Genomic DNA, 26,008 nt, shown 5'->3' on the forward strand with positions numbered 1-26,008 from the left:
GCATTTTTGCTAGTGGCATAAGTGATATATGGGGGTAAGGTTATTGCAACCCATTGTTTAAATTTAATTAATCTGAGCTTAAGTCTAAGTCTAAGTCTAAATAGATAGGGGGTAGTCGATGAATAAACACGTTGTTTTATGGGGAGTATTTTTTAGTCTGTCGTTAACTGCTTGTTCATCTTTTGACTTTAAGTTTGAGGATCATTCTGAGAAACAAGTCGATCCTCATCAACCCGCAAGCGATCCTATGGTGCAAGATAATGAACGTCGTATTCGAGATGCGAGAAAAGACGGTCAGTTAGAATCCGATTTTCTAAAACCTAGGTATCCAGTTAAGTTTAAATAAGAAAATGCCTTAGGAACTCACTTCAACCTCAATATTTAACTATTAATAGCAAGTATTAAGGTTGCTAGGGGAGAGGCGAAGAACTAACCCGCTTGACGACTGTTATCTATCGATTTTTTGTCATAATATTCAAACGGAAACAGATTACGAATCCTTTGCTTTACATTGTCACTCACGTTGGCAGAAATGTGTAAGCGTACATCTCCTGATTTTTCAGCCCTAACAGTACAAGTCAGTTTTTCTGTTTTAGCGATTTGGCGGCATTCCCGTTCGAATCGTTCGGGGATCTTGCCCTTATGCTGAGTCATACGGCCATCTTTAAAATGCATTTCAAAAATAGTCAGACCTTTCTTGCCACCAAATATCAGTTTGTAAACGAGAAATATACCAATAGCGACAAAAATGAGTTTGAAAATATCGGCTGTCATAACGTCTCCTATCTTATGTTTATAGAACCAAGATACTCCCGAGTTAGTTGTTTTAACAGTGCGCTAACGCGCAATTTTGAATTGGCAATAAAATGATTCCAGCCTAGACTTAACTGGCTAAGGAAAAGTAACCCCTCAGTTAAGGAAAACGCCATGTACTTATCAAATGCAGATCGTTGGTCATTATTGTGTAAGAAGCAAATCGATGTTATCGAAAAACTTGCTACACATTTCCCCGAGAGAAAAGCACATCTAAGTGAGCTCACTCAAGGGTGGCGCCATGTTCAACATCAAGTTCAAGCAGGTGATAGGCCTATGCCACTCGAGCTCATCAAATAAGCACGATTGAGTCATTTGGAACTAGATAGTTTGTATAAGAACGCAAAGCCACTCAATAATGAGTGGCTTTTTTATATGGCGAATATAAAACTATCATTTATAGGGGTAAAGGATTAAGTGATTGTCTGTTGCATGAAGTCAATAAATTATCTTAACGCTCGATTTGAACGTTTATTGTGCCAGTATTGAGGGTGCTATTGTTATTATTGAGGGAAGTTCGTTGTGTTTTGCTTTGAAACACTTCAAATTTCAGATACAAAAAACAGATACAAAAAAGCCACTCATTGAGTGGCTTCGTTGTTTATATGGTGCCGGCACCAAGAGTCGAACTCGGGACCTGCTGGAATTATCGAGAGTAAGTCAGTTGCGCTTTGTACTGAACACTTCAAATTTCAGATACAAAAAAGCCACTCATTGAGTGGCTTCGTTGTTTATATGGTGCCGGCACCAAGAGTCGAACTCGGGACCTGCTGGAATTATCGAGAGTAAGTCAGTTGCGCTTTGTACTGAACACTTCAAATTTCAGATACAAAAAAGCCACTCACTGTGTGGCTTCATTGTTTATATGGTGCCGGCACCAAGAGTCGAACTCGGGACCTACTGATTACAAGTCAGTTGCTCTACCAACTGAGCTATGCCGGCGTAAAGCACAGTAATAAACCCAATCGAATTCATTACCTTAAAATTGGTGCCCGAACCCGGAATCGAACCAGGGACACGAGGATTTTCAATCCTCTGCTCTACCGACTGAGCTATTCGGGCAACTAAACTAAGCGTTAGTTAACTACTTTGAACTAAGTCGTGAAGACCTTGTTCGTTCGAAGTGCGCGTATAATATAGTGCTCGCTTTAGCTGTGCAAGCCCTTTTTAAGTGACTGATTAACTATTAAACAAAATGCGCTTATTTATTTGATTCTTTCGTTTTACCCTTATTTTACCGCTGAAAGTTTCAGCACTTTAACGCCAGTAGGTGTTCCTTTTGGCTGTTTATCCTAACTTCCTCATTTATTTATCTTCTATTTTGGAGAGAAAAATTAAGGTTTAAGCTCATCTGTTGCAAGCAAGTGGCAGTGGGGCGCAGTGGGTATTGTTGAGCTTTGATTGATGGCTGGCTGATATTTATGGGGTGTAACTAAGCGGAGCAACTAAGAGTAAGCGAGTGGCTTCATTGTTTTATATAGTGCCAGCGGCACCAAGAGTCTAACTCGGGACCTACTGATATTATCAAGAGTAAGTCAGTTGCGATTGGCCACAGACTTTGTGAGTTTTTATTCAAATTTCAGATACAAAAAAGCCACTCATTGAGTGGCTTCATTGTTTTATATGGTGCCGGCACCAAGAGTCGAACTCGGGACCTACTAGTATTATCAAGAGTAAGTCAGTTGCGATTGATCACAGACTTTGTTGGTTATTATTCAAATTTCAGTTACAAAAAGCTACTCAATGAGTGGCTTCGTTGCTTTATATGGTGCCGGCACCAAGAGTCGAACTCGGGACCTACTGGTATTATCAAGAGTAAGTCAGTTGCGATTGACCACAGACTTTGTTGGTTATTATTCAAATTTCAGATACAAAAAAACCACTCATTGAGTGGCTTCATTGTTTTATATGGTGCCGGCACCAAGAGTCGAACTCGGGACCTACTGATTACAAGTCAGTTGCTCTACCAACTGAGCTATGCCGGCTTAAATCTTTACTGCAATTTTTACTAAAGAATAATGGTGCCCGAACCCGGAATCGAACCAGGGACACGAGGATTTTCAATCCTCTGCTCTACCGACTGAGCTATTCGGGCAACTAAACTAAGCGTTAGTTAACTACTTTGAACTCGTTGGCTAAGCCGTATCGTTCGAAGTGCGGCTATATTAGCTAGGGTGTTTGACCTCTGCAAGTGCTTTTTCCTGATAAATCACTCGTTCGGCTGTTTAATGCACATCTTGGGTGTTTTTTATCTCTTATTTTGCGAATTCAGCTCAATTTCACTCGTTGGCTGTATTTTTCAAGTCAGAGGGATACTGATGTTTACTATAGCTTTGTGCTCACAGATCATGATTTTTGGCTTACTTTCTAAAATTTAGAAAGATATAAGCGATTTTTACTGATTTTAGTTTTTAAATTTAGATTTATGATAATGAATATTATTTCATGGATAGCATGAAGAAAACGCGAGTACGGAGTCGCAGTATGTTTCGAAATAGTCAGTTTGCTTATGGAATTACCGCCATTGTGACCCATTGGTTGAGTGCGTTCGTCGTGATTGGGTTATTTGCAGTCGGTGTGTGGATGGTGGAGTTAACCTACTACAGTACTTGGTACAAGACTGCGCCGCATCTACATAAAAGTATTGGGATTCTGTTATTGGCTGCGACAATATTTCGTTTGGTATGGCGCTTAGTTAATCCCAAGCTTGTACCTGAGGCGAGTCATAAACCGTGGGAAAAGACGGCCGCACATTTGGCGCATTTTATTATTTATATCTTGCTCTTTGTCATCATGACTGCTGGCATTTTAATCTCAACCGCAGATGGCCGTGGTATCTGGGTGTTTGATTGGTTTGAACTACCAGGATTGGGACTTTTGTTTGAAAACCAAGCTGATATCGCGGGTGATATTCACCAATATGCGGCTTACAGTTTGATCTCGCTGGTCGTTATTCACGCCGTGGGCGCATTAAAACATCACTTTATCGATAAAGACGCCACCCTACTTAGAATGATTAAATTGAAACGAGGATAATACAATGAAAAAGCAACTGTTAAGCGCACTGATTGGTGTATCTCTATTGGCTCCTGTGGCGGCTTCAGCTGCTGACTATGTGATTGATCATGAAGGCGCTCACGCTTCTATTACATTTAAAGTGAATCACTTAGGTTATAGCTATGTGGTGGGGCGTTTTAATGATTTTAGCGGCGATTTTAGCTACGATGCGGCTAAACCAACTGCGATGAAAGTGAATGTCACTGTGAATACATTAAGTGTCGATTCAAACCATGCTGAGCGTGACAAACATATTCGCGGTGAAGATTTCCTTAATACTGGCAAATTCGCTAAAGCGACCTTTGCATCTACTTCGGTGGAAGATAAAGGAAATGGCGATTTAGTGATTAACGGCAACTTAACTTTAAATGGTGTGACTAAACCATTAGCGATCAGGGCCCATGCTGTGGGTGAAGGTCAGGATCCTTGGGGGGGCTACCGTGCCGGTTTTACGGGCACAACCACCTTTGCGATGAAAGATTTCGGTATCAAGATGGATTTAGGTCCAGCATCTAGCCATGTTGAGTTAGATCTAGTGGTTGAAGGCGTGCGTAAGTAACTCTTTATTCTGCCATTAGATAAACAAAAAGCGCCGAAAGGCGCTTTTTTGTAAGCTTTATACTTAGGGCCGACTAACTACCAGAATTAATCTTGGTCTTTTTCTGGTACAAAACCTTCAATTTCAACATCTTTACCTTCAAATAGGAAAGAGGTCATTTGTTCTTCAAGAAATTTACGATCATCAACATTCATCATGTTGAGTTTTTTCTCGTTGATCAGCATGGTTTGCTTTTTTTGCCATAGGCCCCAAGCTTCTTTGCTGATGTTATCAAAAATGCGCTTACCTAAATCACCTGGATACAGTTGAAAGTCTAGGCCGTCGGCTTCTTTATTTAAATATACGCAATTGACTGTACGCGCCATGATTATTCCTTACTGACTGCGGATTGAACGAGTGATCCCAAATTGGCTAGCACGCGCTCGGTGGCGGCGGCGAGTCCCACTTTGGAAGGATGACTTATGTTATACCAGAGAGACTGGTTTTGTTCCATGACAGCGCCCACGCTCTCTTTATTGCCGAGGGCTTTATCTAGATTAAGCATCATGGGCTGAATATCTAAATGAAAGTGGCTAAATGTGTGCCTAAAGCCAGTTAACCATTCGAGTTGCTGCGCATCAAACCCTTGCTCTTCAAGATGAGTTTCAAGGGCGGCTTGGGTAGCGAATTCAGGGAAACACCAGAGTCCGCCCCAAATTCCCGCTGGCGGACGTTTAGCTAAAAAGACTTGGTTGTCTTGCATCATCACTAACATCCACGCCGCTTTGGTTGGTATGGTTTTTTTAGGTTTTTTGCCAGGGAAATCGGTTTGTCTGCCAATCAGTTGAGCTTTGCAATCAATCGCTACAGGGCAAGCGGCACAGTTAGGTTTGCTACGAGTGCAAATACTGGCGCCGATATCCATCATGGCTTGATTATATTTCTGAATATCTTGCTGCGGTGTGAAGGCATCCGTCAGTTGCCAAAGTTGCTCTTCAACCGTCTTTTGCCCTGGCCAACCTGCGATTGCCCCATGTCTTGCTAATACACGTTTTACGTTGCCATCGAGAATGGGGTGATGTTGCCCAAGTGACAATGACAATACTGCGCCTGCCGTCGAGCGGCCGATGCCAGGTAGGGCGAGCACTTGTTCAAAATGTGTTGGAAATAATCCCTGATAATCATCGCGGATTATTTTGGCTGCTTTATGCAGATTACGCGCCCTAGCGTAATAGCCAAGACCGGTCCAATGATGTAATACCTCATCGTCTGGCGCGTTAGCAAGTGCTAACACATCGGGAAAACGCGCCATAAATTTAAGATAATAGGGAATAACAGTCGCAACCTGAGTTTGTTGCAGCATAATTTCAGAAACCCATACGCGATATGGAGTTTTATCTTGCTGCCAAGGGAGGGTTTTACGACCGTGATTGTCGTACCAAGAGACGATACGTGTAGCGAAGGAGGCTGTAGATTTCATCGGCGCAGTGTAGCGGCAGTTATCTTCTTAGACAAGCGTCAAAGATAAGTTGGCAAGGGATCTAAAGCTAAAAATCGCTGCTAAATTCGCACTCTTAAATAATCTTGGTATACTTTCGCCCCATTAGTGCTTGCACTGTATGTTGAACTTTGGATAATGCCCTTCTTTTATGATGGTGTTGTCCACTAGACGAGGCAAAAATGAGCGAAGTCACTACCGCTGAATTTAATGAAGAAGGCAAGTATCTGCGCAAGATCAGAAGCTTTGTCCTGAGAGAAGGTCGCCTAACCAAAGGCCAAGCACACGCTATTGAAAGCCAGTGGCCAACAATGGGTTTAGATTACAACCCAGTGCCATTGGTACTAAGCGACGTTTTTGGTCGTGAAGCTGATACTGTGTTGGAAATTGGCTTTGGCATGGGCGCCTCTTTAGTACAAATGGCTAAAGAGGCACCAGAGCAAAATTTCATTGGTATTGAAGTACATAAACCGGGTGTAGGCTCTTGCCTCAGTGATGCCGCCATTGCTGGTGTGACTAATTTACGTGTGTATCATCACGATGCCATGGAAGTATTAGAACATGCGATTGCTGACGGTTCATTAGCCCGAGTGCAATTGTTCTTCCCAGATCCTTGGCATAAAAAACGTCACCATAAACGCCGCATCGTACAAGCTGAATTTGCCGAACTTATTCGTCGCAAGCTAAAAATTGGCGGTGTGTTCCATATGGCAACTGACTGGGAAGAGTACAGCGAGCATATGTTAGAGGTGATGCAAGCCGCTCCGGGTTATCAAAACCAGTCGGCCGACGGCAGTGTTGTGCCGCGTCCTGATCATCGTCCATTGACAAAGTTTGAAGCCCGCGGCCATAGACTGGGTCACGGTGTATGGGATCTGATGTTTGAGCGTATCGCTTAATCACGAACTCAATTTTAGCTAATTTTAAACACAAAAGGGAAAATCACTATGGCAACTAATCGTAGCCGTCGTTTACGTAAGAAAATGCGCGTTGATGAATTCCAAGAGTTAGGTTTCGATATGGCTTGGACTTTTGATGCATCAGTATCTGAAGCCGATATCGATGCAACTGTAGATAAATTCATCGATGAAGTGATCGAAACCCGTAAATTAGGTTTCCATGGCGGCGGCCACATCGAATGGGAAGGCATTATCGCCACTCAAACGATTGGGAAATGTACCGAAGAAGATATTGCTGCAGTTAAGGCATTCTGGGCGACCCAAAAAGTGTCTCAGGTTGAAGTTAGCGAACTGTACGACATTTGGTGGGGTTAATGCCCGAGTTGGCATTACTTGAGGAAGTGGTCGAGAAAGTTCGACCCTTGCTCGGCCAAGGAAAGGTTGCAAATTATATCCCCGCACTGGCCAGCGTTGATGCTGGCAAATTAGGCATTGCCGTCACGACTGTTGACGGTGAAACTTTAGGTGCGGGCGATTACCTTGAGCCGTTTTCGATTCAAAGTATCTCCAAAGTTTTCAGCTTAACCTTAGCGTTAACTTTATATGAAGAAGCCGAAATCTGGAGCCGTGTTGGTAAAGAACCTTCGGGCCATTCATTCAACTCTTTAGTACAAGTCGAGTTAGAACGTGGCAAGCCGCGTAATCCCTTTATCAATGCTGGCGCGTTAGTGATTGCTGACTTATTGCAGAGCCGTTTAGGCGCACCTAAACACAGAATGCTTGAGTTAGTCAGGCAACTAAGCCAAAACGATAAAGTGTGTTTCGATAAACAAGTAGCAGATTCAGAATATCAGCATAGTGCGCGCAATGCGGCTATCGCTTATTTGATGAAGTCCTTTGGTAATTTTCAAGGTGATGTTGATACTGTGCTGCGCACCTATTTTCATTATTGCGCCTTGAAGATGAATTGTGCTGACTTGTCTAAGGCCATGTTGTATTTGGCTAATCGCGGCAAAAGTATCACAGGGTCTGAGCTTATCTCTCAAGTGCAAACTCGACAACTTAACGCTCTGTTGGCAACCTCTGGCTTATACGATGGTGCGGGTGAGTTTGCTTATCGTGTTGGTATGCCAGGTAAAAGTGGCGTCGGTGGTGGTATTATTGCCGTGATCCCTGGAGAACTGTCGATTTGTGTATGGTCGCCAGAACTCGATAATAATGGCAACTCACTTGCGGGCACTGCGATGCTTGAGCATCTAAGTCAGCGTCTCGGCCGTTCTATTTTCTAGCTTTACCTCACGTTTTTATTAGCACTATCAGACTAAATGTTAGCGAATTTCGCTAATGACCTTTTAGTGCTAACTTTCAAAATTCAACATAATCATATTGTTATAAAATTGGCACGTCTCATGCTATAAGCTATTCAGTAGTTTAGGTTTATCGAATTATTCAGATTAAAGGACGAACAAAAATGAAATTAAATAAGTTATTAACTGGATTTGCATTATCTGGCGTGATTTTAGGAGCATCTAGCGTACAGCTGGCGCAAGCACAAACAGAGCCAAAAATAGATGAGCGCTGTGAAGTCTCCTTAAATTATGACGTTATGGTCGAGCCTAAAAAATTAGTCATGAGCGAGAAGGGCACAGAAAAGTATCGTATCGAAGTTGACAAGTTATTCGTGGAAGGTAAGCAAGTTAACTTAACCGACAAGCAGAAAAAATTGGTTACTCAATATGCCGATGAAGTTTCGACTCAAGTGCCAGAAGTGATTGAACTGGTGAATGAGGCAGTATCTCTTGCTTCCAAAGCGGTTGGTATGGCCTTAACACCTTTAATGGGTGATGCCGCTGGTGCAAAATTTGATGAAATGATGGCTGGCGTTCAAAAACGGGTTGATTCAGTGGCTTATAAGAATGGTGATAGCTTCTATTTAGGGGCGACTGAAGACTCGATGCAAAGTACATTTAACGATGAATTCGAGCAGGAAATGGAACAAATTGTCCAGAATTCAATTGGCGCAATTATGATGAACTTAGGTGGCCAAATCATGTCTGGTGGCGGTGAAAATTTTGAAGCCAAGATGGATGCCTTCTCCAAAAAAATGGACAATTTAGGCCAAGATGTTGAGCAACAAATTGAGAGCCAATCTAAGGGATTAGAAGCTAAGGCTGACCGTTTGTGCGACCGATTTGAAAATCTGTTAGTGCTTGAAAATCAATTGCGCCAAGAAGTGCCAGAACTCGCGCCTTATGTGTTGACACAAAACTCAACCAAGGAACTGCGTGAATAGTTCTTGCAAATAGTTCTTGCAAATAGTTCTTGTAAATAATCCTTGCGAATAGCCCTTAGTTTTAACTGCAATAACTTCTATCTCCTTGTGCATGAGTCAAACTTGAATGCTACGCCCCTAGTCAATTTATCGACTAGGGGCTTTTTTATTGGCTACGGTTTAATCGTGGCTACAACCCTTATGGCTAAGTTGATGTGGCTTAATAGGCTAGGCTTGCAGCGATTTAGTTCGGAATGTTACAGTCTAGAGACGAATATTTGGTATACTCTTAAAATATAATTAAAAGCTGGCATATCAGTCAGATATAACCCCCTACTTTAGTGGACTTTTTCGGTCTAAATCTCTGCGTTATATCATTTTGATGCGAGATATCAATGCTATGGTTATTTTTAAGCGATGATTACGCTAACCATAGCTGCTCACCGAAAGTTAATATCATTGTCGTAAACAGCTTAAGGCGACTTCCATGTTAGAACTGTTAGAACCTATTGCGATTTTTACTCATGTGGCCAGAGCAGGTAGTTTTAGTGCCGCCGCAAGAAGGCTTGGGATCTCTAAGTCTAAGGTCAGTACACAAGTCGCCGATCTTGAACATAGACTTGGTGTTCAATTAATTCAACGTACCACCCGCAGCTTAAGTCTGACTGAAGCAGGGCATTTGCTGTATCTGCAAGGTGAAGAACTGCTGCGTGACGCTGAACAAGCGATAGCCAGCGTGCATAACTTAAATGATGCGACCCGCGGCGTGCTTAAGGTGGGAATTTCCCAATCCTTTGGGGTGATGCATATCATTCCTGCGTTGCCATCTTTTATGGCAAAACATCCTGAGCTTGAGCTACAAGTGAGCTTACTGGACCATAAAGTGGATGTCGTGAGCGAAGGCTTAGACTTACTGTTAACTATGTCTGAGCAATTACCGCTTGGCATGGTTGCTAGACCTCTGATGAAGTGCCAATTCCTGTTAGTTGCTTCGCCTGGCTATATTGCTCAACATGGCGAGCCAACTCGACCTGAGCAGCTAGTTGACCACAACTGTTTGGTCTATCAAGGCGAGTGGCACGAGCACAGCATGTGGCAATTTAAGAAGGGTGATGACTACTGTGAAATTGGCGTATCGGGTAATTTCAGGGTGGATAATGCGCCTGCATTAAAATCTGCTGCAATCAGTGGTCTTGGAGTTGTGTATCTTGCGAGTTATCTGATGGAGGATGAAATTGCCAAAGGGACATTAGTGCCTTTACTGAAGGATTGGCAATTGACTCACCATCTGCCATTGCAGGCGGTTTATCCCCGTCGTAAGCACTTAGCACCTAAGGTCAGTTCTTTTATCGAATTCATCAAAGATCACATAGGGACGCCACCGTATTGGGATGCTCCCTATGTCGAATTATTCAGTAAACGTCAGTAAAATAGGAAACATTGTTCTCAAAAGCAGTCTTATGTGGTTTTAAATTGGGCAGGTACTTTTCTGGCCATTTAAAATCAATACTTTAGATTGAGTTGATGAGTACATTTGTTGATGGTTTTTTAGGGGTTACTAAAGCACTTTTTTATAACATCCTTGAACTCTGTTCTTAATTGAATACAATGGTAACAGTTGATTCGGAATGATCTGAGTCCTATACGTTTATTGGAAATGACCCCTTTCAATTTTTGTATACAGGTCGGCGTTAATGCAGTTTTGGATCACAGCCAACAGAAGTTTGAGAACTAAAACAATGTTGGCTCTTTAAACCATCATCCTAGTTTTTGGTTTACCTCAGCCTTATCGCTGAGGTAATTTTTTTATTGATGGTTTGCAGCCTTGAGCACAAGTTTTGTCTCCCTGTACCCTAAAGTCGCAACTGTGTGTTAAATGATGTGAAGGCGAGTGCTAAAGCATATATTAATGCAACAAATATAGTGACCCACAGTGAGAAGGGTTCCGTTATCTAACGGGATAATGGTACCAATAAAAAAGCCACTTTCGAGTGGCTTTTTTATTGGGCGCAGCTTAAGACTTTCACTTATGTCGCTTTAGTCGTGAAGCAAGTTAACAGTGCTTCACGGCTAAGCATTAAGGCATTAGGCCTGCTTCTTACTGGCTATCCAGAGATCGACTTGTTGCTCTAACACATCCAGTGGTAATGCGCCGTTAGCAAGTACTAGCGTATGGAAGTCGCGGATATCAAATTGACTGCCAAGCTGTTGCTCTGCTTTATGTCTTAGCTCTAGTAGTTTAATCATACCGACTTTATAGGCTGTCGCTTGCGATGGCATAACGATATGGCGTTCAACCATTTTCACCGCATCTGATTTAGCATTTGGCGTATTGTCCACGTAATAGGTTATGCCTTGCTCGCGGGTCCACTTTTTAGCGTGGATACCAGTATCAACGACTAAGCGACAGGCACGCCACAACTCCATTGCTAGGCGACCAAAGTCAGAATATGGATCGGCGTAGAGTCCCATTTCTTTCGGGAAAGATTCGCTATATAAACCCCAGCCCTCAATATACGCGGTATAGCCCCCAAACTTACGGAACTTAGGAATATTTTGCAGTTCTTGGGAAATGGCTATCTGCATATGGTGACCCGGAATACCTTCGTGGTAGGCCAGCGCCTCCATTTGGTATTTTGGCATGGCTTTCATGTCATATAGGTTTGCATAGTAGCTACCTGGACGCGAACCATCCGGTGCCGGTTGTTCATAGAAGGCTTTACCCGCGGATTTTTCCCTAAAGGCTTCAACCTGCTTCACTACCATGGCGGCCTTAGGTTTTACTTTGAACACTTCATCCAAGCGCGACTTCATATTGTCGATGAACTTAGTCGCCTCAGCTAAATAGGCGGCTTTGCCTTCGGCGGTATTGGGGTAGTAGAACTGGGGATCGTCACGCATAAAGCTAAAGAATTGCTGCAAATCGCCTTTAAAATTGACTTTCTTCATGATGGCACGCATTTCATTATGAATACGTTCCACCTCAGAAAGACCTAAGTCATGGATTTGATCGGCGCTCATGTTTGTCGTGGTCGTTCGTGCCAAGGCATTATTGTAATAGGCGACTCCGTTAGGGAGTTTCCACGCACCATCGCGGTCATCAGCTTTGGCTGCTAAGGTTTTTACGTAACTGATGAGTTTGTTATAGGCGGGCTCGACTTGAGTTACTAGTGCTTGTTCAGCTTGTTGAAGCAGTGCTTGCTTCTCTGTCTCTTGAATCGCTAATGCGTTCACTTTACGGCGAAAATCTGCGAGTAGCGCGCTATCGTCGCCCTTATCAAAAGGCGCACCTTTGATAATGTTTTGGCTGTCTGAAATCACATAAGCGAATACAAACTTAGGCGCGATAATGCCTTTATCTGCGCGAACGGCTAATACTGTCTGTAATTGACTTAAGCGTTTGGGAACGCCATTCAAGCGACTGATATAGGCCTTAGCATCGCTGACATCTGTGATTTGATGTTGGTTAATCAAGAAGGAGGCGATCATAGAGTGGCCGCCATACATCTGATTCACAGGGTAATTATGATAGCGCCATTGGTCATCTTCGATGTCATTTTGCAGATTTTGCTTCAGTAACGTGAGGCTAAGATGAGTTTGTGGATCGAGTTTGGCCGCATCAATCTGATTGACCCGCGCCAGTTGTTTTTTTGTGCGATCTAAGGTTTTATCATCGGCGGCATCACCTAGTTCATCCCATTTATCATAGTCTTGCTTGATCCCCATATAGGTCTGCGAAATGGGACTCGCCATAATGTTTTCCATGAAGATGGTTTCGAACAGAGCATTGGCTTTTTCTGACTCGGTTTGTGCTACTGCATTCACAGGTTCGCTTGCACTGTGTAAGGCTGGCGCAGTTGATGCTGCATACGCGGGAATGGTCAGCAGAGCTGAAAGGGTCAGTGCGACTAAGCTGATTTTAGTTTTTATTGGCATGATCAGGCTTCCTAGATTGATTTGCATCAATACTAAAGAAGCGGAACAAGAATGTATGGATATTAGTGTTAGAAAATGTGTTAGCAGTAATAGTATTAAACGACACTATTTGTAACTAACACATTATTTATATAGATATTTTAGCTAATAACTCAGCAGAATTGTGTCAGTAAATCATTAACAAACATATGACCTTTACTGGTTAATTGCCAATGTTCAGCGGATTCTGTGAGTAAACCGCGTTGTTTGGCTTTTTCCATTCCTTCGGTCAATGTGTCTCTGTGTTGTCCGGTACGCAGTTCAAATTCTTGCTTAGGGATAGGTGTCATCAGGCGCAGGCGATTCATTAAATATTCGAGCGCGCGGTCTTCCTCTGCAACTTCAATCGATTCGAAGGTGTAGTTGCTGGCACTCAGATATCCCTTGGGATGTTTAATTTTTACCGTGCGTATGATGCGGTTTTCTTCTGGCAGCGTCACTTTGCCGTGTGCGCCACAGCCTATGCCTAGATAATCACCAAACTGCCAGTAGTTGAGATTGTGCCTACATTGGTAACCAGGTTTTGCATAGGCGGATATTTCGTACTGCTCATACCCTAATGCGGCCAACTTTTGTTGACCTTGCTCATAGATATGCCAGAGCGCTTCGTCATCGGGCAGCTGCGGCGGTTTTGAGTGGAATAGGGTGTTGGGCTCAATCGTTAACTGATACCAAGACAGATGGGGCGGATTCAGCGCCGCTGCCGTGTCGATATCAGCCATGGCTTCAGCAAAACTTTGGTTCGGTAATCCATGCATTAAATCGAGGTTAAAACTCAAGTATCCCGCTTGGCTGGCTTTTTGAGCGGCGACTTGTGCCTCGTTTTGATCGTGAATACGTCCGAGTAAGTTGAGTTTATCCTTAGAAAAGCTCTGCACACCAATAGATAAACGAGTGACGCCCGCTGCACGATAAGCACTAAAGTCATCGTGTTCTAAAGTGCCAGGGTTAGCTTCCATAGTGATTTCGATATTGTCACTAAAGGGGATTAGCGCATTGGCACCATCGAGTATGCGTTTGATTTGCAAAGCATCGAATAAGGATGGCGTGCCGCCACCGATAAAGATGGTATGGATCTGCCGCCCTTGGACGAGATGTAAATCTTGGCGTAAGTCTTCCAATAGCGCAGCAACATAAGCTTCCTGTGGCAGTTCGCCATTTTGGCCATGGGAATTAAAGTCACAATAGGGACACTTTTGTACGCACCAGGGAATATGGATATACAGACTGAGTGGTGGCAGTTCGAGCTTCATCGTAGTAGTCATGGCAGTTGACGACATTATTGTGCATTCCCGCCTGTTAATACGCCTTGGGCTTGCATGGCGGCGATGAGTTGCACTAGAGCTTTACCACGATGACTTAAGGCATTTTTCTCGTTGCTGCTCAGCTCTGCCGCGCTACATTGATAATTTTCAGGGATAAAAATCGGATCGTAACCATGGCCATTGGCGCCGCGTTGGCTAAAGTCGATTTGGCCTTCCCATGAGGCTTGGCAAATAATCGGGGTAGGGTCTTTCGCATGGCGCATATATACCAGTACGCATTGGAATCTTGCCCCGCGAGGTGCTGGCTGGTCTTTTAACGTCTCAAGTAGTTTCAATACGTTGTCTTGATCTTTGGCATTTTCGCCTGCGTAACGTGCTGAATAAATGCCTGGAGCGCCTTGGAGTAAATCCACTTCTAAACCCGAATCATCGGCAATGGCCGCAAGTCCGGTGATTTCGGCGGCATACCTTGCTTTGATAATGGCATTCTCTACAAAAGTGGTACCCGTTTCTGCTACTTCGCTGACATTAAACTGGCTCTGCGGCAGTACAGTGACACCGTAGCTTGCGAGCATTTGATCGAATTCAGCGAGTTTGCCTTTATTACCGCTGGCGAGGACGATTTGTTGCATGGAATACCTATCATAAATGGGGCGACGTGCGTTGGCACTATGATACCCAAGCTCAATAGCAAAGGACAGGGAAAGGGGTTGGCGCAACAGGAAAGCAACGCCAACAAAGGTATAAAATAGGTTTATTCAACGTAGAATTTTTGCTTGAACTGTAAGTTCGTGTTCAGTTGATTGCCATATTTAATTGCGATATTGAAGTTGATTTCCTGATCATCGCGGTAGGGTACTTCGGCAATGTAATAAATCGCATCACCTTCGCGGATCTCTTTAAACGTTAGATTGATTCGCGCATCTAACAAATTATTAGCAACTCCAGTAATTTCAACGGGTACTGCGGGCTTATTCGCTTCGCTAATATCTAATACGGCAATATTGATAATGCCAGTGTAGTTACTGCGCTTAATGCCATAGGATTTGGCTATGCTAGGCGTTAAAAATGTACTGCCAAGTGCCATGTAATGAATATCAAAATTGCCGACAGTTTCTTTTTGCTCGGCATTTGCAACACCGCAAAGGCTGGCCGTGAGGGCTAATACAGCGAGAAGATTACGGAACATGATGGGATACCTCATATTAGGGAATGTTGGATTATAGGGCCACTGTGACTATTTTTTTCAATAAATTAATAGCATTCAAAGGATTAATTCGTTTTCAGTTGTACGATTCTTTAACTGATTGATCTTTCAACTGAATTACTTTTCACTATCTTGCCCCATCAGTTCAGTAATGACACTTGGGATGATCTTAGGGTCAATAATGCGGATTTGTTTATGTCGGCCAAGTTCACCTTTTATTATGTGAATGTCGCTCTTTGGCACTTTAAAAGCTTTTGCTAAGTACTTGCTTAAATGGGCATTCGCTTTGCCATCAATAGGCGGCGCAGTGATGGCTACTTTTAGCTCATCACCGTGCAATCCTACAATTTGATCTCGGCTAGCCTTAGGCTGAATGTAGAGATTAAGCAGCAAGTCACCTTGCTGCAAAGTCACTGCACTCATTAGATCACAGCCCAATAAGGGATATATTGAGCAAGTAACATATTGAGGAAATTCATACCAATAATGACCAGCATTACGGATAAATCTAAACCACCAATTGGCGGTATGATACGACGTATTGGTGCTAATACGGGTTCAGTTAACTGACCCATGATCATTACAATTGGATTATAGCCTTGGTTAAACCAGCTTAAGATTGCGCGTATTAATAGCATCCAAAATAGCAGTACCCCTGCTTTTTTGACCACAGATACAACGGCAAACAGCAAAAATAACAGTATGTCTATGCCACCGCCCGCAATGAGGCTAATTAGTAGCAGCTTGGCTATCACAACCAATAATGCGAGGACGAAAGATGCGGTATCAAATCGCCCTAAGGAAGGCAAAATACGGCGCATTGGTGCGATGAGCGGGTGGGTTGCTTTAACAATAAATTGGCTAAAAGGATTGTAAAAATCTGCCCTTGCCAGTTGTAACCAAATCCGCAAAATCACCACCATCAAATAGAGATCGAATAGAGTGGTGATTAAAAAGGTAAATGCATTCATCGAGATTTCTACCTATTAAAGTTCGATATAAAAACGTGTTAGTGGATCAAAATGTTTTAGCCATTTCTTCTGCACGATTAATACAGTTTTCCATGGCTTTTTTTACTAATCCGCGCATATCCGCAGCTTCAAATGTCGCCAGCGCCTGTGCGGTGGTGCCGCCCTTTGAGGTGACATTCTCCCTTAAATTACCTAAGGTCAGTTGTGGGTTTTGCTTTGCCATCATAGCAGCGCCAAGCGCAGCTTGCTGCACTAAACTTCTGGCTTTTGTTTCATCCATTCCCATTTCTTTGCCTGCATCTATCATAGACTCCATTAGCAAAAAGAAATAAGCCGGTGAACTGCCCGATAGTGCAATCACTTGATCTAAATCTGACTCTTCATTTACCCACACAATTTCGCCGCCGCTTGACATCAAACGATCGCAAATGGCTTTCTGCTCGGTAGTAATGCTTTGAGGCGCATAGAGGCCAGTCATACCAACACTAATTTGCATCGGCGTATTTGGCATGGCGCGGATAAGCTTGATGTCTTGTGCTAGATAGTCGGTATATCGCTTTGCTTTAATGCCCGCAGCGATAGTGATGACTAACTTATTCGACAGCTCGACTGTCTGTAATGCTTCACAAACTTGTTGCATCAATTGTGGCTTTACCGAAAGTACTATGACATCGGCAGCTTGCGCCGCGGCTAAATTATCCTGAGAAACCAAAATCCCAAAATCGTCTTTTAGTGCATTGAGTTTACCTTGGCTGGGATTAGTCGCTTGGATGAGTTGAGCTGGATAGCCACTATTGACTAAGCCACTGATGATGCTGCGCGTCATATTGCCGGCACCGATAAAGCAGATTTTCTGTTGATCCATTTGATTCTCTTCAGTGTGTTAACCGTTAACTTGTAACATCTTCACCTTAAATTAAGATGATAAAACGGTTAGTCATTTGAATGACTGAGCCTGATTATCGACTCTCGCTAATTGCTCTTAAATCGTTAATGTTCGGTGTTCTTAAATACAGTATTTGGGCATAAAGTGCTAAAAACAAGGTTAAACTGACCTCTAACTAAATGCCGAACGTGGATTTTACGCAGCGTAATTGCGCTCACCAAAAATGGCACTGCCAATACGCACCATAGTTGAACCGCAGCTAATCGCTGTATCTAGGTCATTACTCATCCCCATTGAAAGCGTATCTACAGCGGGATAATGCGTTTTAAGTTCTTGAAATAGATTGTTTAACATGGAAAACTCTTTAAGCTGTAACTCTGTATCTGCGGTAGCCGTTGGAATTGCCATTAGGCCTCTCAGAGCTAAGTTAGGTAGCTGAGCTATCAGTTCGGCCAGTGGCAGCATTTGAGCCGCATCTATGCCAGATTTTGTGTCTTCAGCACTGATATTAATTTGAATACAGACGTTTAATGGCGCCAATTCGGCCGGACGTTGCTCATTGAGACGTAGGGCAATTTTGTCGCGTGAAACGGTATGCATCCAATCGAAATGCTGGGCGACTATGCTGGTTTTATTGGATTGGAGTGGGCCGATAAAATGCCATTCTATGTCCGGGAAATCCCCCTTGAGCGCAGTAATTTTTTCAGCGCCTTCTTGGACATAGTTTTCGCCAAAGCAACGCTGACCCGCTTGGTAGGCTGCTATAATGTCTTCAATAGGTTTAGTCTTGCTGACGGCAAGTAAGCGAATACTGCTGGGGTGGCGGGCACATTTTTGCGCTGCTTGTGTGATCCTGCGCTGGGCGATTGCGAGTCTGTCTGCTATTGTTGTCATGATGTAATTATCTAGTTGCAAGGATATCCCAAACGATGGAAATCACTGAGTTATTGGCATTTAGTGTAAAACACAAAGCCTCGGATCTACACCTTTCTGCAGGGATATCTCCCATGATCCGTGTTGACGGTGAAGTGAGAAAAATTAACCTGCCCGCGCTCGATCATCAAGGTGTACACAGCTTAGTGTACGACATAATGAATGATAAGCAGCGCAAGGACTACGAAGAACATTTAGAAATCGATTTCTCGTTCGAAGTCCCTAATCTTGCACGCTTTCGTGTTAACGCATTCAATCAATCCCGTGGTGCAGCGGCTGTGTTTCGTACCATTCCAAGTGACATTTTGTCACTTGAGCAATTAGGTGCGCCGGAAATTTTTAAAAAAATTGCCAGTTTCCCTCGCGGATTAGTCCTAGTGACTGGACCTACGGGGTCGGGTAAGAGTACCACACTTGCCGCCATGGTGGATTACGTGAATGAAAATCGACATGATCATATCTTAACCATTGAAGATCCTATCGAATTCGTTCACCAAAATAAGCAATGTTTGATTAACCAACGTGAAGTTCACCGCCATACCCACAGCTTTAATGCGGCGCTTAGAAGCGCACTACGTGAAGACCCAGACGTGATTTTAGTCGGTGAGATGCGTGACCTTGAGACCATTCGTTTGGCGATGACCGCCGCTGAAACAGGCCACTTAGTGTTTGGTACCTTGCATACTACTTCTGCCGCGAAAACGATTGACCGTGTGGTCGACGTATTCCCCGCCGGTGAAAAAGACATGGTGCGCACTATGTTGTCTGAATCGCTGCAAGCGGTTATTTCGCAAACCCTGATTAAAAAGGTGGGAGGAGGCCGTGTCGCCGCCCATGAAATCATGATGGGCACGCCCGCTATCCGCAATTTAATTCGTGAAGACAAAGTGGCGCAGATGTATTCGGCAATTCAAACAGGTATGGCCCATGGAATGCAGACCTTAGAGCAATGTTTACAGAACTTAGTCAATCGCGGTCTTATCACCCGTGAAGATGCAATGGCGAAGAGTTCGAATAAACAAGCGACATTTTAAGGATTTATGATGGATGTTCGTCCGTTTTTAAAAGTGATAGTGGAACGCAAAGCCTCCGACTTGTTCATCACAGCGGGTTTTCCGCCGAGTGCCAAGATTGACGGTGAATTGCGTCCCTTGGCAGAAAGTGCGTTTACACCAGCACAATCACTGGATTTTGTTGAGTCGTTAATGACAGAGGCGCAGAAGCAAGAGTTTCATTCCACTCGTGAGTGTAACTTCGCTTTTGCGGCAAAGGATTTAGGTCGTTTTCGGGTGAGCGCTTTTTGGCAGCGTGAATCGCCTGGCTGCGTGATGCGCCGTATTGAGACTAAAATCCCTGATGTCGATGATTTAAAATTGCCGCCTATTTTAAAAGATCTGGTGATGAGTAAACGTGGCCTCATCATTATGGTAGGCGGAACGGGAACGGGTAAGTCAACGTCCTTGGCGGCCTTGGTGGGTTATCGCAATGGTCATGCCCGTGGGCATATTTTGACTATTGAAGATCCGGTTGAATTCGTTCATGACCACAGAAAAAGCATTATCACCCAGCGTGAAGTGGGCATAGATACTGAATCTTTCGATGCGGCGCTAAAAAGCTCCCTTCGCCAAGCTCCCGATGTGATCTTGATTGGTGAAATCCGTACCCAAGAGACGATGGAGTTTGCGCTGTCATTTGCAGAAACGGGTCACCTTTGTATGGCAACCTTGCATGCCAACAACGCCAACCAAGCGTTAGACCGGATTATGCATCTCGTGCCTGAGAGTAAACACCAACAGTTATTGTTCGATTTATCATTGAATTTACGCGGTATTGTGGCACAGCAATTGATACCTAAAGTTGATGGCACAGGGCGTCGCGCCGCGATTGAAGTATTGATTAACACCCCAAGGGTGGCGAGTTTAATTGCGAAGAACGAGCTGCATTTACTCAAAGAAACCATGGCAAAATCCAACGAGCAGGGTATGCAGACGTTCGATCAGGCCTTGCTGAAACTTTATGTCGATGGCGAGATTAGTTACGCCGATGCGCTGCACCATGCTGATTCACCAAACGATTTACGTTTGATGATTAAATTGCAGAATAAAGAATCCACGGGCTCAGGTTTTATGGAAGGTGTCACCTTAGACATGGACTAACGCGATAGTCAGGTTCTGGGTTAGGCAGCTCTTTATGGGCTGCTTTTTGTTGGTGTAGTTAGATTTTCGTTCAGCTCAATCGGTTTTACTTCATCGCTATGCAGTCGTTAACCATAGCTTTTATTTTTTAATTCAATATGATCTTTACCTTGTGCGTTTGCGTAATGTACTGGTAAAGGAGAAAGCAATGAAAAAATTACCCATGATATTCGCTATGACAGCGAGCTTGATGAGTGTTGGCGCTATGGCGGCCACTTGTCCCGAGTATCTGAACCTTGAAGTACGAAAATTACATTCTGAAGAGACAGTTAATCTGTGTGAATTGACTCAGGGAAAACCAGTGTTGATTGTTAACACGGCCAGTAACTGTGGTTACACCCCGCAGTTTAAAGCGCTCGAAAAATTGCATGAAAACTACAAAGATAAAGGCTTAGTGGTCATTGGTTTCCCATCGGATGATTTTTTCCAAGAAGAAAATGATGAGAAAGATACGGCTAAGGTGTGTTACATCAATTACGGTGTCACCTTTACTATGCTGTCGACATCGCCAGTACGTGGTAGTGACGCTAATAGTGTCTTCAAATACTTAGCCGAAAAAACCGGTGCGCCTAAGTGGAATTTTTATAAGTATGTCGTCAGCGGTGATGGTGCGGTTGTGCAACAGTTCAATTCTAAAGTGAAGCCAGATAGTGAAGAGCTTAAGCAAGCGATAGAATCTGTACTTTAATCTTACGAATATTTATTAATTAAGAGGCTGTTTTGGCTAAATTTTCAGGCTTATCCAAAGAAGTTGGACACGGGCAGCGCGGCAAAGTAGGCGTGTTGTTGTTGAATTTAGGTACTCCAGATGAACCCACAGCATCTGCTGTTAGACGTTATCTTGCAGAGTTTTTAGCGGATCCCCGAGTCGTCGAAATTCCTAAGCTAGTGTGGATGTTGATTTTACACGGGATTATTTTGCGGGTACGGCCAGCAAAATCGGCAGCATTATACCAAAAGGTATGGACTGCGGCAGGTTCACCGTTAATGGACATTAGTTTGCGTCAAACGGCAAAGTTAGCGAATAAGCTTAAAGCTGATAACTATGATGTTTCTGTGCATTTAGCAATGCGTTATGGCTGTCCGTCGGTTGCTAGCACCTTGCAAACTATGCATCAAAATGGCATAGATAAAATCGTGGTGTTACCTCTGTATCCCCAATATGCGGCGCCAACTACGGGTTCTGCTTTTGATGCGATCGCGGCTGAGTTGTCCAAGTGGCGCTATATTCCAGCACTGCATTTTATTAATACTTATCATGATAATGCTGATTTTATTAATGCTTTAGCCAATTCGATCACGGCTGATTTTGAAGCCCATGGTAAACCGCAAAAATTGGTGTTGTCTTACCATGGTATGCCTGAGCGTAATTTGCATTTAGGCGATCCGTATTACTGCTTCTGTATGAAAACGACTCGACTGGTTACCGAAAAGCTTGGGTTAGGTAAAGATGAGTTTGTGATGACATTTCAATCGCGTTTCGGTAAAGCCAAATGGCTACAACCTTATACGGATGCGACTTTGAAAGCGTTGCCGCAACAAGGCGTGCGTGATATCGCTATCGTCTGCCCAGCTTTTAGCGCCGATTGTTTAGAAACGCTGGAAGAAATTGTTGGTGAGAATGGTCATCTCTTTGCCGAGGCGGGTGGTGAGAAGTTCCGCTATATTGCTGCATTAAATGATGATGATGCGCACATTACTATGATGGCCAACTTAGTGAAGCCACATTTTTGATCCGGTAATTTATCGGGTTAAACATCAAACTAAAAGGATAAGGCAACTTATCCTTTTCTTTTTATTGTAGTTTTATTTATTGTGGCATTACTTGCTGAAGTTATTTTCGAAGTAGCTTTCGATGATAAGGACGGCAGACACCGCATCGACTTGACCTTTGGTCAGTGCCTTAAACCCGCCCAATTCGAATAATCTGGCCTTAGCATCAGTGGTAGTTAATCGCTCATCTTGAGTGGCTATTTTGACTTTGAACTTAGCATTGATGCGATTAGCAAATTTACGCGCCCTGTGGGTCATATCTTGCTCTGTGCCATCCATGTTTAAGGGCAGGCCAACGACGACTAAGTCGGGTTGCCACTCCTTGATTAAGTCGCCTATCTGATCCCAATTTGGGATCCCATCGACGGCCTTGAGTGATAATAACGGTGTGGCGCTGGCAGTGATCTCTTGGCCTATAGCGACACCAATGCTCTTAGTGCCAAAATCAAAGCCTAATACGGTTTTCGAATTCATAGTGTGTTGACTTATATTAATAAATAGACTTAAGCGTGACCCGCTTGAGCTGAAACTTGCCAAGCATCAAATCCGAGAGCACGGCTGGCCTGTGGCCAACGGTCTTCGTGTTTAATGTCAAACAAGAGCGCATTCGTTGCTGGAATTGTGAGCCAAGAATTATCGGCAAGCTCTTGTTCGAGCTGATCTTTACTCCACCCTGCATAACCTAAGGCGACGAGGAACTTCTCGGGCGATCTGTTGCTTCCAATCGCGGTTAACACATCACGTGAAGTGGTTAGCATTAAACCACAACCCAGATCTGTGCTATTGGCCCAATAGGGCTGAGAGGTATGCAGCACAAAGCCGCGATCTTGGGAGACGGGGCCGCCCATCATGACATTGGCATTGAGCACTAAATCCGCGGAGACTTGCTCTGCCGGCAAATCCATTTGTTCTAATAGCGAATTAACTTCGATACCGAGCGGTTTATTGATCACCAGCCCCATGGCGCCTTTGGCATCATGTTCACAGATATAAATGACTGAGCGTTCAAAAAACGTACCGTGTAGTGAGGGCATCGCAATTAAGAAATGGTTCTGCAAACTCTCCATTAAACTACTCCGTTTGATGTGGCTAAGTTGATCTAGCTTGCTGCTATATTGCTAAGTCGGGCGAGATTAACCGCCAGCTAATTTAACTTTGTAGTTTTGTTTCTCAAGTAATAGCTTTAATTGCTCGCGGTTGTCCGTTTGGACTTCAATAGTGAAATCTTTAACCGTACCACCACAACCACATTGTTTCTTAAGGGTTTGAGCCATTGCTTTTAACGCTGCTTCATCGAGACCTAACCCAGAGATAATCGAAACGCCTTTACCTTTGCGGCCTTTACTGTCTCTATGGATCCTGACTATGCCATCGGATTCCGGAATCGCTTTAGTGGCGGGCTCTGCATTTATACGACCTTTGTCGGTACTGTACACTAAGGATACATTAGGATCTGCTTTCATCGGTTTCATTCATTGATATTAGAAGGTGACTTATACCGACTCAGTTTATCAAATTTGCAGAGGTTCTGGGAGGTAAAAAAAGACCACTTGAGGATTCTCCTTAAGTGGCCAATACAAAATGCTAACTCTTTGCAGGGAAGTAAGCATATTTTTGAAAAGTAAGCTTAAAGCTCAGGATCAATTCATTCGCATGAATACCATGGCTATCAGCGCCACAGCGGTGAGTAATGCACTGGGCATAATAAATTTATGTAACTTAGGTAATGCAATTAAGCAGGCTGTTGTAACAAAACCAAATGCGGCGACTGTGGCATAGTTAGTGCCATTAGCAATGGTATCAATAACCAACCAGCCAAGGACTAGGAGGGGTAATATCAGTAAACTGGTAGGCAAGTGACGTTTTATTTTGGCGTTATTCGCTTCGAGAGAAATTTTTTCTGGTGCAAGGAAAAAAATGGCAGATGCAACCATAAACGCGCTAATAAACCAGTACATTTCAATACCTCCCTTAAATCTCAATTGATAATCATTATCATCTTTGGCTTTGCTGAAGTCAAGCTGAATGAGATGCTGCTTTTTAATCAATTGAGTTGTAGATTAGGCTATTGCTCTGTAAGCTAAATTCATATCTCTGATACTTGTCTTTGTTCGGGTCGAACATCTGAGGAAATTAAGATGAAAAATATTTTTGTAGCATTAGCTGTGTTGGCACTCAGTGCCTGTAGTTCGATGAAGTCAGGTTGGGATTTTGATCCTAGCGCCAATTTTACCCAATATAAAACCTATGCTTGGGTTGCTCAGAAAACGGATTCTGCTGGATATCATTTGGATGGCTTGATGGACCAACGGGTCAGAGAAGCGGTGAATAGCCAGTTAGCGAGTAAGGGGATGACATTAGTTGATGCAAAAGATGCTGATGTACTTGTTAATTATCTGACTAAAGTTGATAAGAAGATTAATGTTGATACCTTCAATAGTAATTTTGGCTACAACCCATACTATGGTCCAGGATGGGGTTGGGGCGGCAATATGCAGACCCAAACCACAGTAAGAGAATATGAAGTCGGTACCCTGATTATTGATTTGGTTGATAATAAAACCACTAAACTGATCTGGCGTGGTTCTGTTGCCGATACCATTCGCGACAAAAATACCCCAGAAGAAAGAGTACAGATCATCAATCAAGCAGTGGGCAGTGTAATGGCAAATTATCCACCTAAGCCTGACACTAAGTAGTTCTGATTCAGTTTGAATGAACATTAAGCGGCCTAAGGGCCGCTTTTTTTGTGGTTGATTTTTATGTTTTTTGTCTACGGTATTAGATGATCTGCAGTTATTTATCATCTGATTGGATTTACGTTATTAATACTTATTAAAAATTCTATTTTCATAGATGAAAATGAGGAGGTAACATTTTTGTAACTAGCTATTTTGTATAATATTTATCCTGTAACTTAATAAAGTTATAGGAATCAGCATCAGATTATTAATAAGATGATGAATTAATTTTTCTAATGATGAATTCAAAATAAAATCATTATAGAACTGAGAGGTTATCAGGCAGAATCAATTCTTTGAGTTGTTGGTAGTAGCAAAGATGCATGAGACGCAGATTATTGGATTACTTTGGCTGATTGGGATTATTGCTGAGGCGATGACGGGCGCTCTGGCGGCTGGCCGCAAGCAGATGGATTTGTTTGGTGTGGTGATCATTGGCTGCGCAACGGCAATTGGTGGCGGCACACTAAGGGATATGATGCTCGGAAATTACCCCTTAATTTGGGTTGAGCATGTGCATTACCTTATTGCGATTGCATTCGCTTCTTTGCTCACTGTCGCTATCGCCCCTGTGATGCGTTATCTGTCTAAGTTATTTTTGGCTATTGATGCCTTAGGCTTAGCCGTATTCTCCATCGTGGGCGCACAAAAGACGTTAATGCTGGGATTTAGCCCAACAATTGCCGTAGTCATGGGATTGGTCACAGGTGTCTTTGGTGGCGTTATCCGCGATATTCTGTGTAACCAAGTGCCTTTGATTTTTAAGAAAGAACTCTATGCGGTGATTTCACTACTGACGGCAGGCTTGTATATCGTCTTAAAAGCCTATCAGTTAACGGAATGGATTAATCTGGTTATTTGTTTAAGCGTTGGTTTTAGCTTACGGATGTTGGCGCTGCGATATCATTGGTCTATGCCAACCTTTGACTACCAATCCAGTGGCGATCAGCATACACATTAAATCGTAAAACCAAATCGTAGAAAT

General features: G+C 43.3%; 30 protein-coding genes and 4 tRNA genes. 15 read left to right on the forward strand and 19 right to left on the reverse strand.

All coding sequences use genetic code 11. The features are described 5' to 3' along the window. Positions 1-118 precede the first annotated feature (118 nt). Positions 119-346 carry a hypothetical protein gene (locus tag HQQ92_RS05000; RefSeq protein WP_131523646.1) on the forward strand — a complete coding sequence of 76 codons (228 nt, stop codon included), beginning with the start codon at positions 119-121 and terminating at the stop codon, positions 344-346. An 83-nt stretch (positions 347-429) separates the two neighbouring features. Here the strand turns inward: HQQ92_RS05000 and HQQ92_RS05005 are convergent, their stop codons facing one another. After that, positions 430-774, reverse strand: a complete 345-nt coding sequence (locus HQQ92_RS05005; protein WP_105251862.1) for a DUF3634 family protein — start codon at positions 772-774, stop codon at positions 430-432. A gap of 153 nt (positions 775-927) precedes the next feature. On the opposite strand from HQQ92_RS05005, the gene HQQ92_RS05010 reads away from it, so the two are divergent. Continuing rightward, a complete protein-coding gene (locus HQQ92_RS05010) occupies positions 928-1,113 on the forward strand; it encodes a hypothetical protein (protein ID WP_105251863.1) in 186 nt (61 codons plus the stop codon). A gap of 566 nt (positions 1,114-1,679) precedes the next feature. Here HQQ92_RS05010 and HQQ92_RS05015 read toward each other — a convergent pair. The 4 genes from HQQ92_RS05015 to HQQ92_RS05030 form a co-directional block, all read right to left on the reverse strand. Beyond that, positions 1,680-1,755: transfer RNA gene (locus HQQ92_RS05015), tRNA-Thr, on the reverse strand. A 44-nt stretch (positions 1,756-1,799) separates the two neighbouring features. Continuing rightward, positions 1,800-1,875: transfer RNA gene (locus HQQ92_RS05020), tRNA-Phe, on the reverse strand. Between the two features lie 847 nt (positions 1,876-2,722). Continuing rightward, positions 2,723-2,798: transfer RNA gene (locus tag HQQ92_RS05025), tRNA-Thr, on the reverse strand. A gap of 34 nt (positions 2,799-2,832) precedes the next feature. Continuing rightward, a tRNA-Phe gene (locus tag HQQ92_RS05030) sits at positions 2,833-2,908 on the reverse strand. A gap of 389 nt (positions 2,909-3,297) precedes the next feature. Between HQQ92_RS05030 and HQQ92_RS05035 the strand changes: the two genes are divergently transcribed. Then, the gene (locus tag HQQ92_RS05035; RefSeq protein WP_173243621.1) at positions 3,298-3,849 is read left to right on the forward strand and encodes a cytochrome b; all 552 of its coding nucleotides are present in this window, start codon (positions 3,298-3,300) and stop codon (positions 3,847-3,849) included. 4 nt (positions 3,850-3,853) lie between these two features. Continuing rightward, entirely contained in the window at positions 3,854-4,429 is a 576-nt protein-coding gene (locus tag HQQ92_RS05040) for a YceI family protein (RefSeq protein ID WP_173243624.1), read from the forward strand. 86 nt (positions 4,430-4,515) lie between these two features. Here HQQ92_RS05040 and HQQ92_RS05045 read toward each other — a convergent pair whose 3' ends face one another. Both HQQ92_RS05045 and mutY read right to left on the reverse strand, forming a co-directional pair. Beyond that, on the reverse strand, positions 4,516-4,794 hold the full coding sequence (locus tag HQQ92_RS05045) for an oxidative damage protection protein (protein ID WP_011788659.1): 279 nt from the start codon (positions 4,792-4,794) through the stop codon (positions 4,516-4,518). A gap of 2 nt (positions 4,795-4,796) precedes the next feature. After that, positions 4,797-5,888: an A/G-specific adenine glycosylase gene (gene mutY, locus HQQ92_RS05050; RefSeq protein ID WP_173243627.1), complete on the reverse strand. Its 1,092-nt coding sequence runs from the start codon at positions 5,886-5,888 to the stop codon at positions 4,797-4,799. Positions 5,889-6,088: 200 nt separating this feature from the next. Here mutY and trmB point away from each other — a divergent pair, with 200 nt between their 5' ends. From trmB to HQQ92_RS05075, 5 genes are all read left to right on the forward strand, one after another. Next, positions 6,089-6,805: a tRNA (guanosine(46)-N7)-methyltransferase TrmB gene (gene trmB, locus HQQ92_RS05055; protein ID WP_173243631.1), complete on the forward strand. Its 717-nt coding sequence runs from the start codon at positions 6,089-6,091 to the stop codon at positions 6,803-6,805. A 48-nt stretch (positions 6,806-6,853) separates the two neighbouring features. Continuing rightward, a complete protein-coding gene (locus HQQ92_RS05060) occupies positions 6,854-7,180 on the forward strand; it encodes a YggL family protein (protein ID WP_028761293.1) in 327 nt (108 codons plus the stop codon). Next, positions 7,180-8,094 carry a glutaminase B gene (gene glsB / locus HQQ92_RS05065; RefSeq protein ID WP_028761292.1) on the forward strand — a complete coding sequence of 305 codons (915 nt, stop codon included), beginning with the start codon at positions 7,180-7,182 and terminating at the stop codon, positions 8,092-8,094. Before HQQ92_RS05060 ends, glsB begins: the two co-directional genes overlap by 1 nt. A gap of 182 nt (positions 8,095-8,276) precedes the next feature. Beyond that, positions 8,277-9,098 (forward strand): YggN family protein, encoded by an 822-nt coding sequence (locus HQQ92_RS05070; RefSeq protein WP_173243634.1) that lies wholly within the window; start codon positions 8,277-8,279, stop codon positions 9,096-9,098. 466 nt (positions 9,099-9,564) lie between these two features. Further along, on the forward strand, positions 9,565-10,506 hold the full coding sequence (locus tag HQQ92_RS05075) for a LysR family transcriptional regulator (RefSeq protein WP_006082526.1): 942 nt from the start codon (positions 9,565-9,567) through the stop codon (positions 10,504-10,506). A gap of 656 nt (positions 10,507-11,162) precedes the next feature. Here HQQ92_RS05075 and HQQ92_RS05080 read toward each other — a convergent pair. The 8 genes from HQQ92_RS05080 to HQQ92_RS05115 all read right to left on the reverse strand — a co-directional run bounded on the left by HQQ92_RS05080 (position 11,163) and on the right by HQQ92_RS05115 (position 18,275). Then, positions 11,163-13,013 carry a DUF885 family protein gene (locus HQQ92_RS05080; RefSeq protein WP_173243638.1) on the reverse strand — a complete coding sequence of 617 codons (1,851 nt, stop codon included), beginning with the start codon at positions 13,011-13,013 and terminating at the stop codon, positions 11,163-11,165. Between the two features lie 152 nt (positions 13,014-13,165). Then, the gene (gene hemW, locus HQQ92_RS05085; protein ID WP_173243641.1) at positions 13,166-14,332 is read right to left on the reverse strand and encodes a radical SAM family heme chaperone HemW; all 1,167 of its coding nucleotides are present in this window, start codon (positions 14,330-14,332) and stop codon (positions 13,166-13,168) included. After that, a complete protein-coding gene (gene rdgB, locus HQQ92_RS05090) occupies positions 14,332-14,949 on the reverse strand; it encodes an RdgB/HAM1 family non-canonical purine NTP pyrophosphatase (RefSeq protein WP_173243644.1) in 618 nt (205 codons plus the stop codon). The genes hemW and rdgB overlap by 1 nt, the downstream gene beginning before the upstream one ends. 122 nt (positions 14,950-15,071) lie before the next feature. Further along, the gene (locus HQQ92_RS05095; protein ID WP_105251872.1) at positions 15,072-15,506 is read right to left on the reverse strand and encodes a DUF4426 domain-containing protein; all 435 of its coding nucleotides are present in this window, start codon (positions 15,504-15,506) and stop codon (positions 15,072-15,074) included. Between the two features lie 135 nt (positions 15,507-15,641). Next, the gene (gene yggU / locus HQQ92_RS05100; protein WP_028761286.1) at positions 15,642-15,947 is read right to left on the reverse strand and encodes a DUF167 family protein YggU; all 306 of its coding nucleotides are present in this window, start codon (positions 15,945-15,947) and stop codon (positions 15,642-15,644) included. Beyond that, positions 15,947-16,495, reverse strand: a complete 549-nt coding sequence (locus tag HQQ92_RS05105) for a YggT family protein (RefSeq protein WP_105251874.1) — start codon at positions 16,493-16,495, stop codon at positions 15,947-15,949. The genes yggU and HQQ92_RS05105 overlap by 1 nt, the downstream gene beginning before the upstream one ends. A gap of 46 nt (positions 16,496-16,541) precedes the next feature. Further along, positions 16,542-17,360 carry a pyrroline-5-carboxylate reductase gene (gene proC, locus HQQ92_RS05110; RefSeq protein ID WP_173243648.1) on the reverse strand — a complete coding sequence of 273 codons (819 nt, stop codon included), beginning with the start codon at positions 17,358-17,360 and terminating at the stop codon, positions 16,542-16,544. Positions 17,361-17,576: 216 nt separating this feature from the next. Next, positions 17,577-18,275 (reverse strand): YggS family pyridoxal phosphate-dependent enzyme, encoded by a 699-nt coding sequence (locus HQQ92_RS05115; RefSeq protein WP_028761283.1) that lies wholly within the window; start codon positions 18,273-18,275, stop codon positions 17,577-17,579. 35 nt (positions 18,276-18,310) lie between these two features. Here HQQ92_RS05115 and HQQ92_RS05120 point away from each other — a divergent pair, with 35 nt between their 5' ends. From HQQ92_RS05120 to hemH, 4 genes are all read left to right on the forward strand, one after another. Then, positions 18,311-19,348 carry a type IV pilus twitching motility protein PilT gene (locus HQQ92_RS05120; RefSeq protein ID WP_006082517.1) on the forward strand — a complete coding sequence of 346 codons (1,038 nt, stop codon included), beginning with the start codon at positions 18,311-18,313 and terminating at the stop codon, positions 19,346-19,348. 9 nt (positions 19,349-19,357) lie between these two features. Next, the gene (locus tag HQQ92_RS05125; RefSeq protein WP_028761282.1) at positions 19,358-20,470 is read left to right on the forward strand and encodes a PilT/PilU family type 4a pilus ATPase; all 1,113 of its coding nucleotides are present in this window, start codon (positions 19,358-19,360) and stop codon (positions 20,468-20,470) included. A 187-nt stretch (positions 20,471-20,657) separates the two neighbouring features. Beyond that, positions 20,658-21,197 (forward strand): glutathione peroxidase, encoded by a 540-nt coding sequence (locus tag HQQ92_RS05130; protein ID WP_173243652.1) that lies wholly within the window; start codon positions 20,658-20,660, stop codon positions 21,195-21,197. 32 nt (positions 21,198-21,229) lie between these two features. After that, entirely contained in the window at positions 21,230-22,243 is a 1,014-nt protein-coding gene (hemH, locus tag HQQ92_RS05135; protein WP_173243655.1) for a ferrochelatase, read from the forward strand. 87 nt (positions 22,244-22,330) lie between these two features. Here hemH and ruvX read toward each other — a convergent pair whose 3' ends face one another. The 4 genes from ruvX to HQQ92_RS05155 form a co-directional block, all read right to left on the reverse strand. Continuing rightward, complete coding sequence (ruvX, locus tag HQQ92_RS05140) at positions 22,331-22,756, reverse strand: Holliday junction resolvase RuvX (protein ID WP_028761279.1); 426 nt, start codon at positions 22,754-22,756, stop codon at positions 22,331-22,333. A 29-nt stretch (positions 22,757-22,785) separates the two neighbouring features. Next, on the reverse strand, positions 22,786-23,349 hold the full coding sequence (locus HQQ92_RS05145) for a YqgE/AlgH family protein (RefSeq protein ID WP_173243658.1): 564 nt from the start codon (positions 23,347-23,349) through the stop codon (positions 22,786-22,788). Positions 23,350-23,415: 66 nt separating this feature from the next. Beyond that, positions 23,416-23,745, reverse strand: coding sequence for a stress response translation initiation inhibitor YciH (gene yciH, locus HQQ92_RS05150; protein ID WP_028761277.1), 330 nt, complete (start codon positions 23,743-23,745; stop codon positions 23,416-23,418). A 177-nt stretch (positions 23,746-23,922) separates the two neighbouring features. Next, a complete protein-coding gene (locus tag HQQ92_RS05155; protein WP_105253083.1) occupies positions 23,923-24,240 on the reverse strand; it encodes a hypothetical protein in 318 nt (105 codons plus the stop codon). Between the two features lie 180 nt (positions 24,241-24,420). On the opposite strand from HQQ92_RS05155, the gene HQQ92_RS05160 reads away from it, so the two are divergent. Continuing rightward, positions 24,421-24,981: a DUF4136 domain-containing protein gene (locus HQQ92_RS05160; protein ID WP_028761276.1), complete on the forward strand. Its 561-nt coding sequence runs from the start codon at positions 24,421-24,423 to the stop codon at positions 24,979-24,981. 361 nt (positions 24,982-25,342) lie between these two features. Next, positions 25,343-25,984 (forward strand): trimeric intracellular cation channel family protein, encoded by a 642-nt coding sequence (locus tag HQQ92_RS05165; RefSeq protein WP_028761275.1) that lies wholly within the window; start codon positions 25,343-25,345, stop codon positions 25,982-25,984. Positions 25,985-26,008: the final 24 nt, after the last annotated feature.

The sequence above is a fragment of the Shewanella sp. DC2-4 genome (genome assembly GCF_013248875.1).
Taxonomy (GTDB): domain Bacteria; phylum Pseudomonadota; class Gammaproteobacteria; order Enterobacterales; family Shewanellaceae; genus Shewanella; species Shewanella oncorhynchi.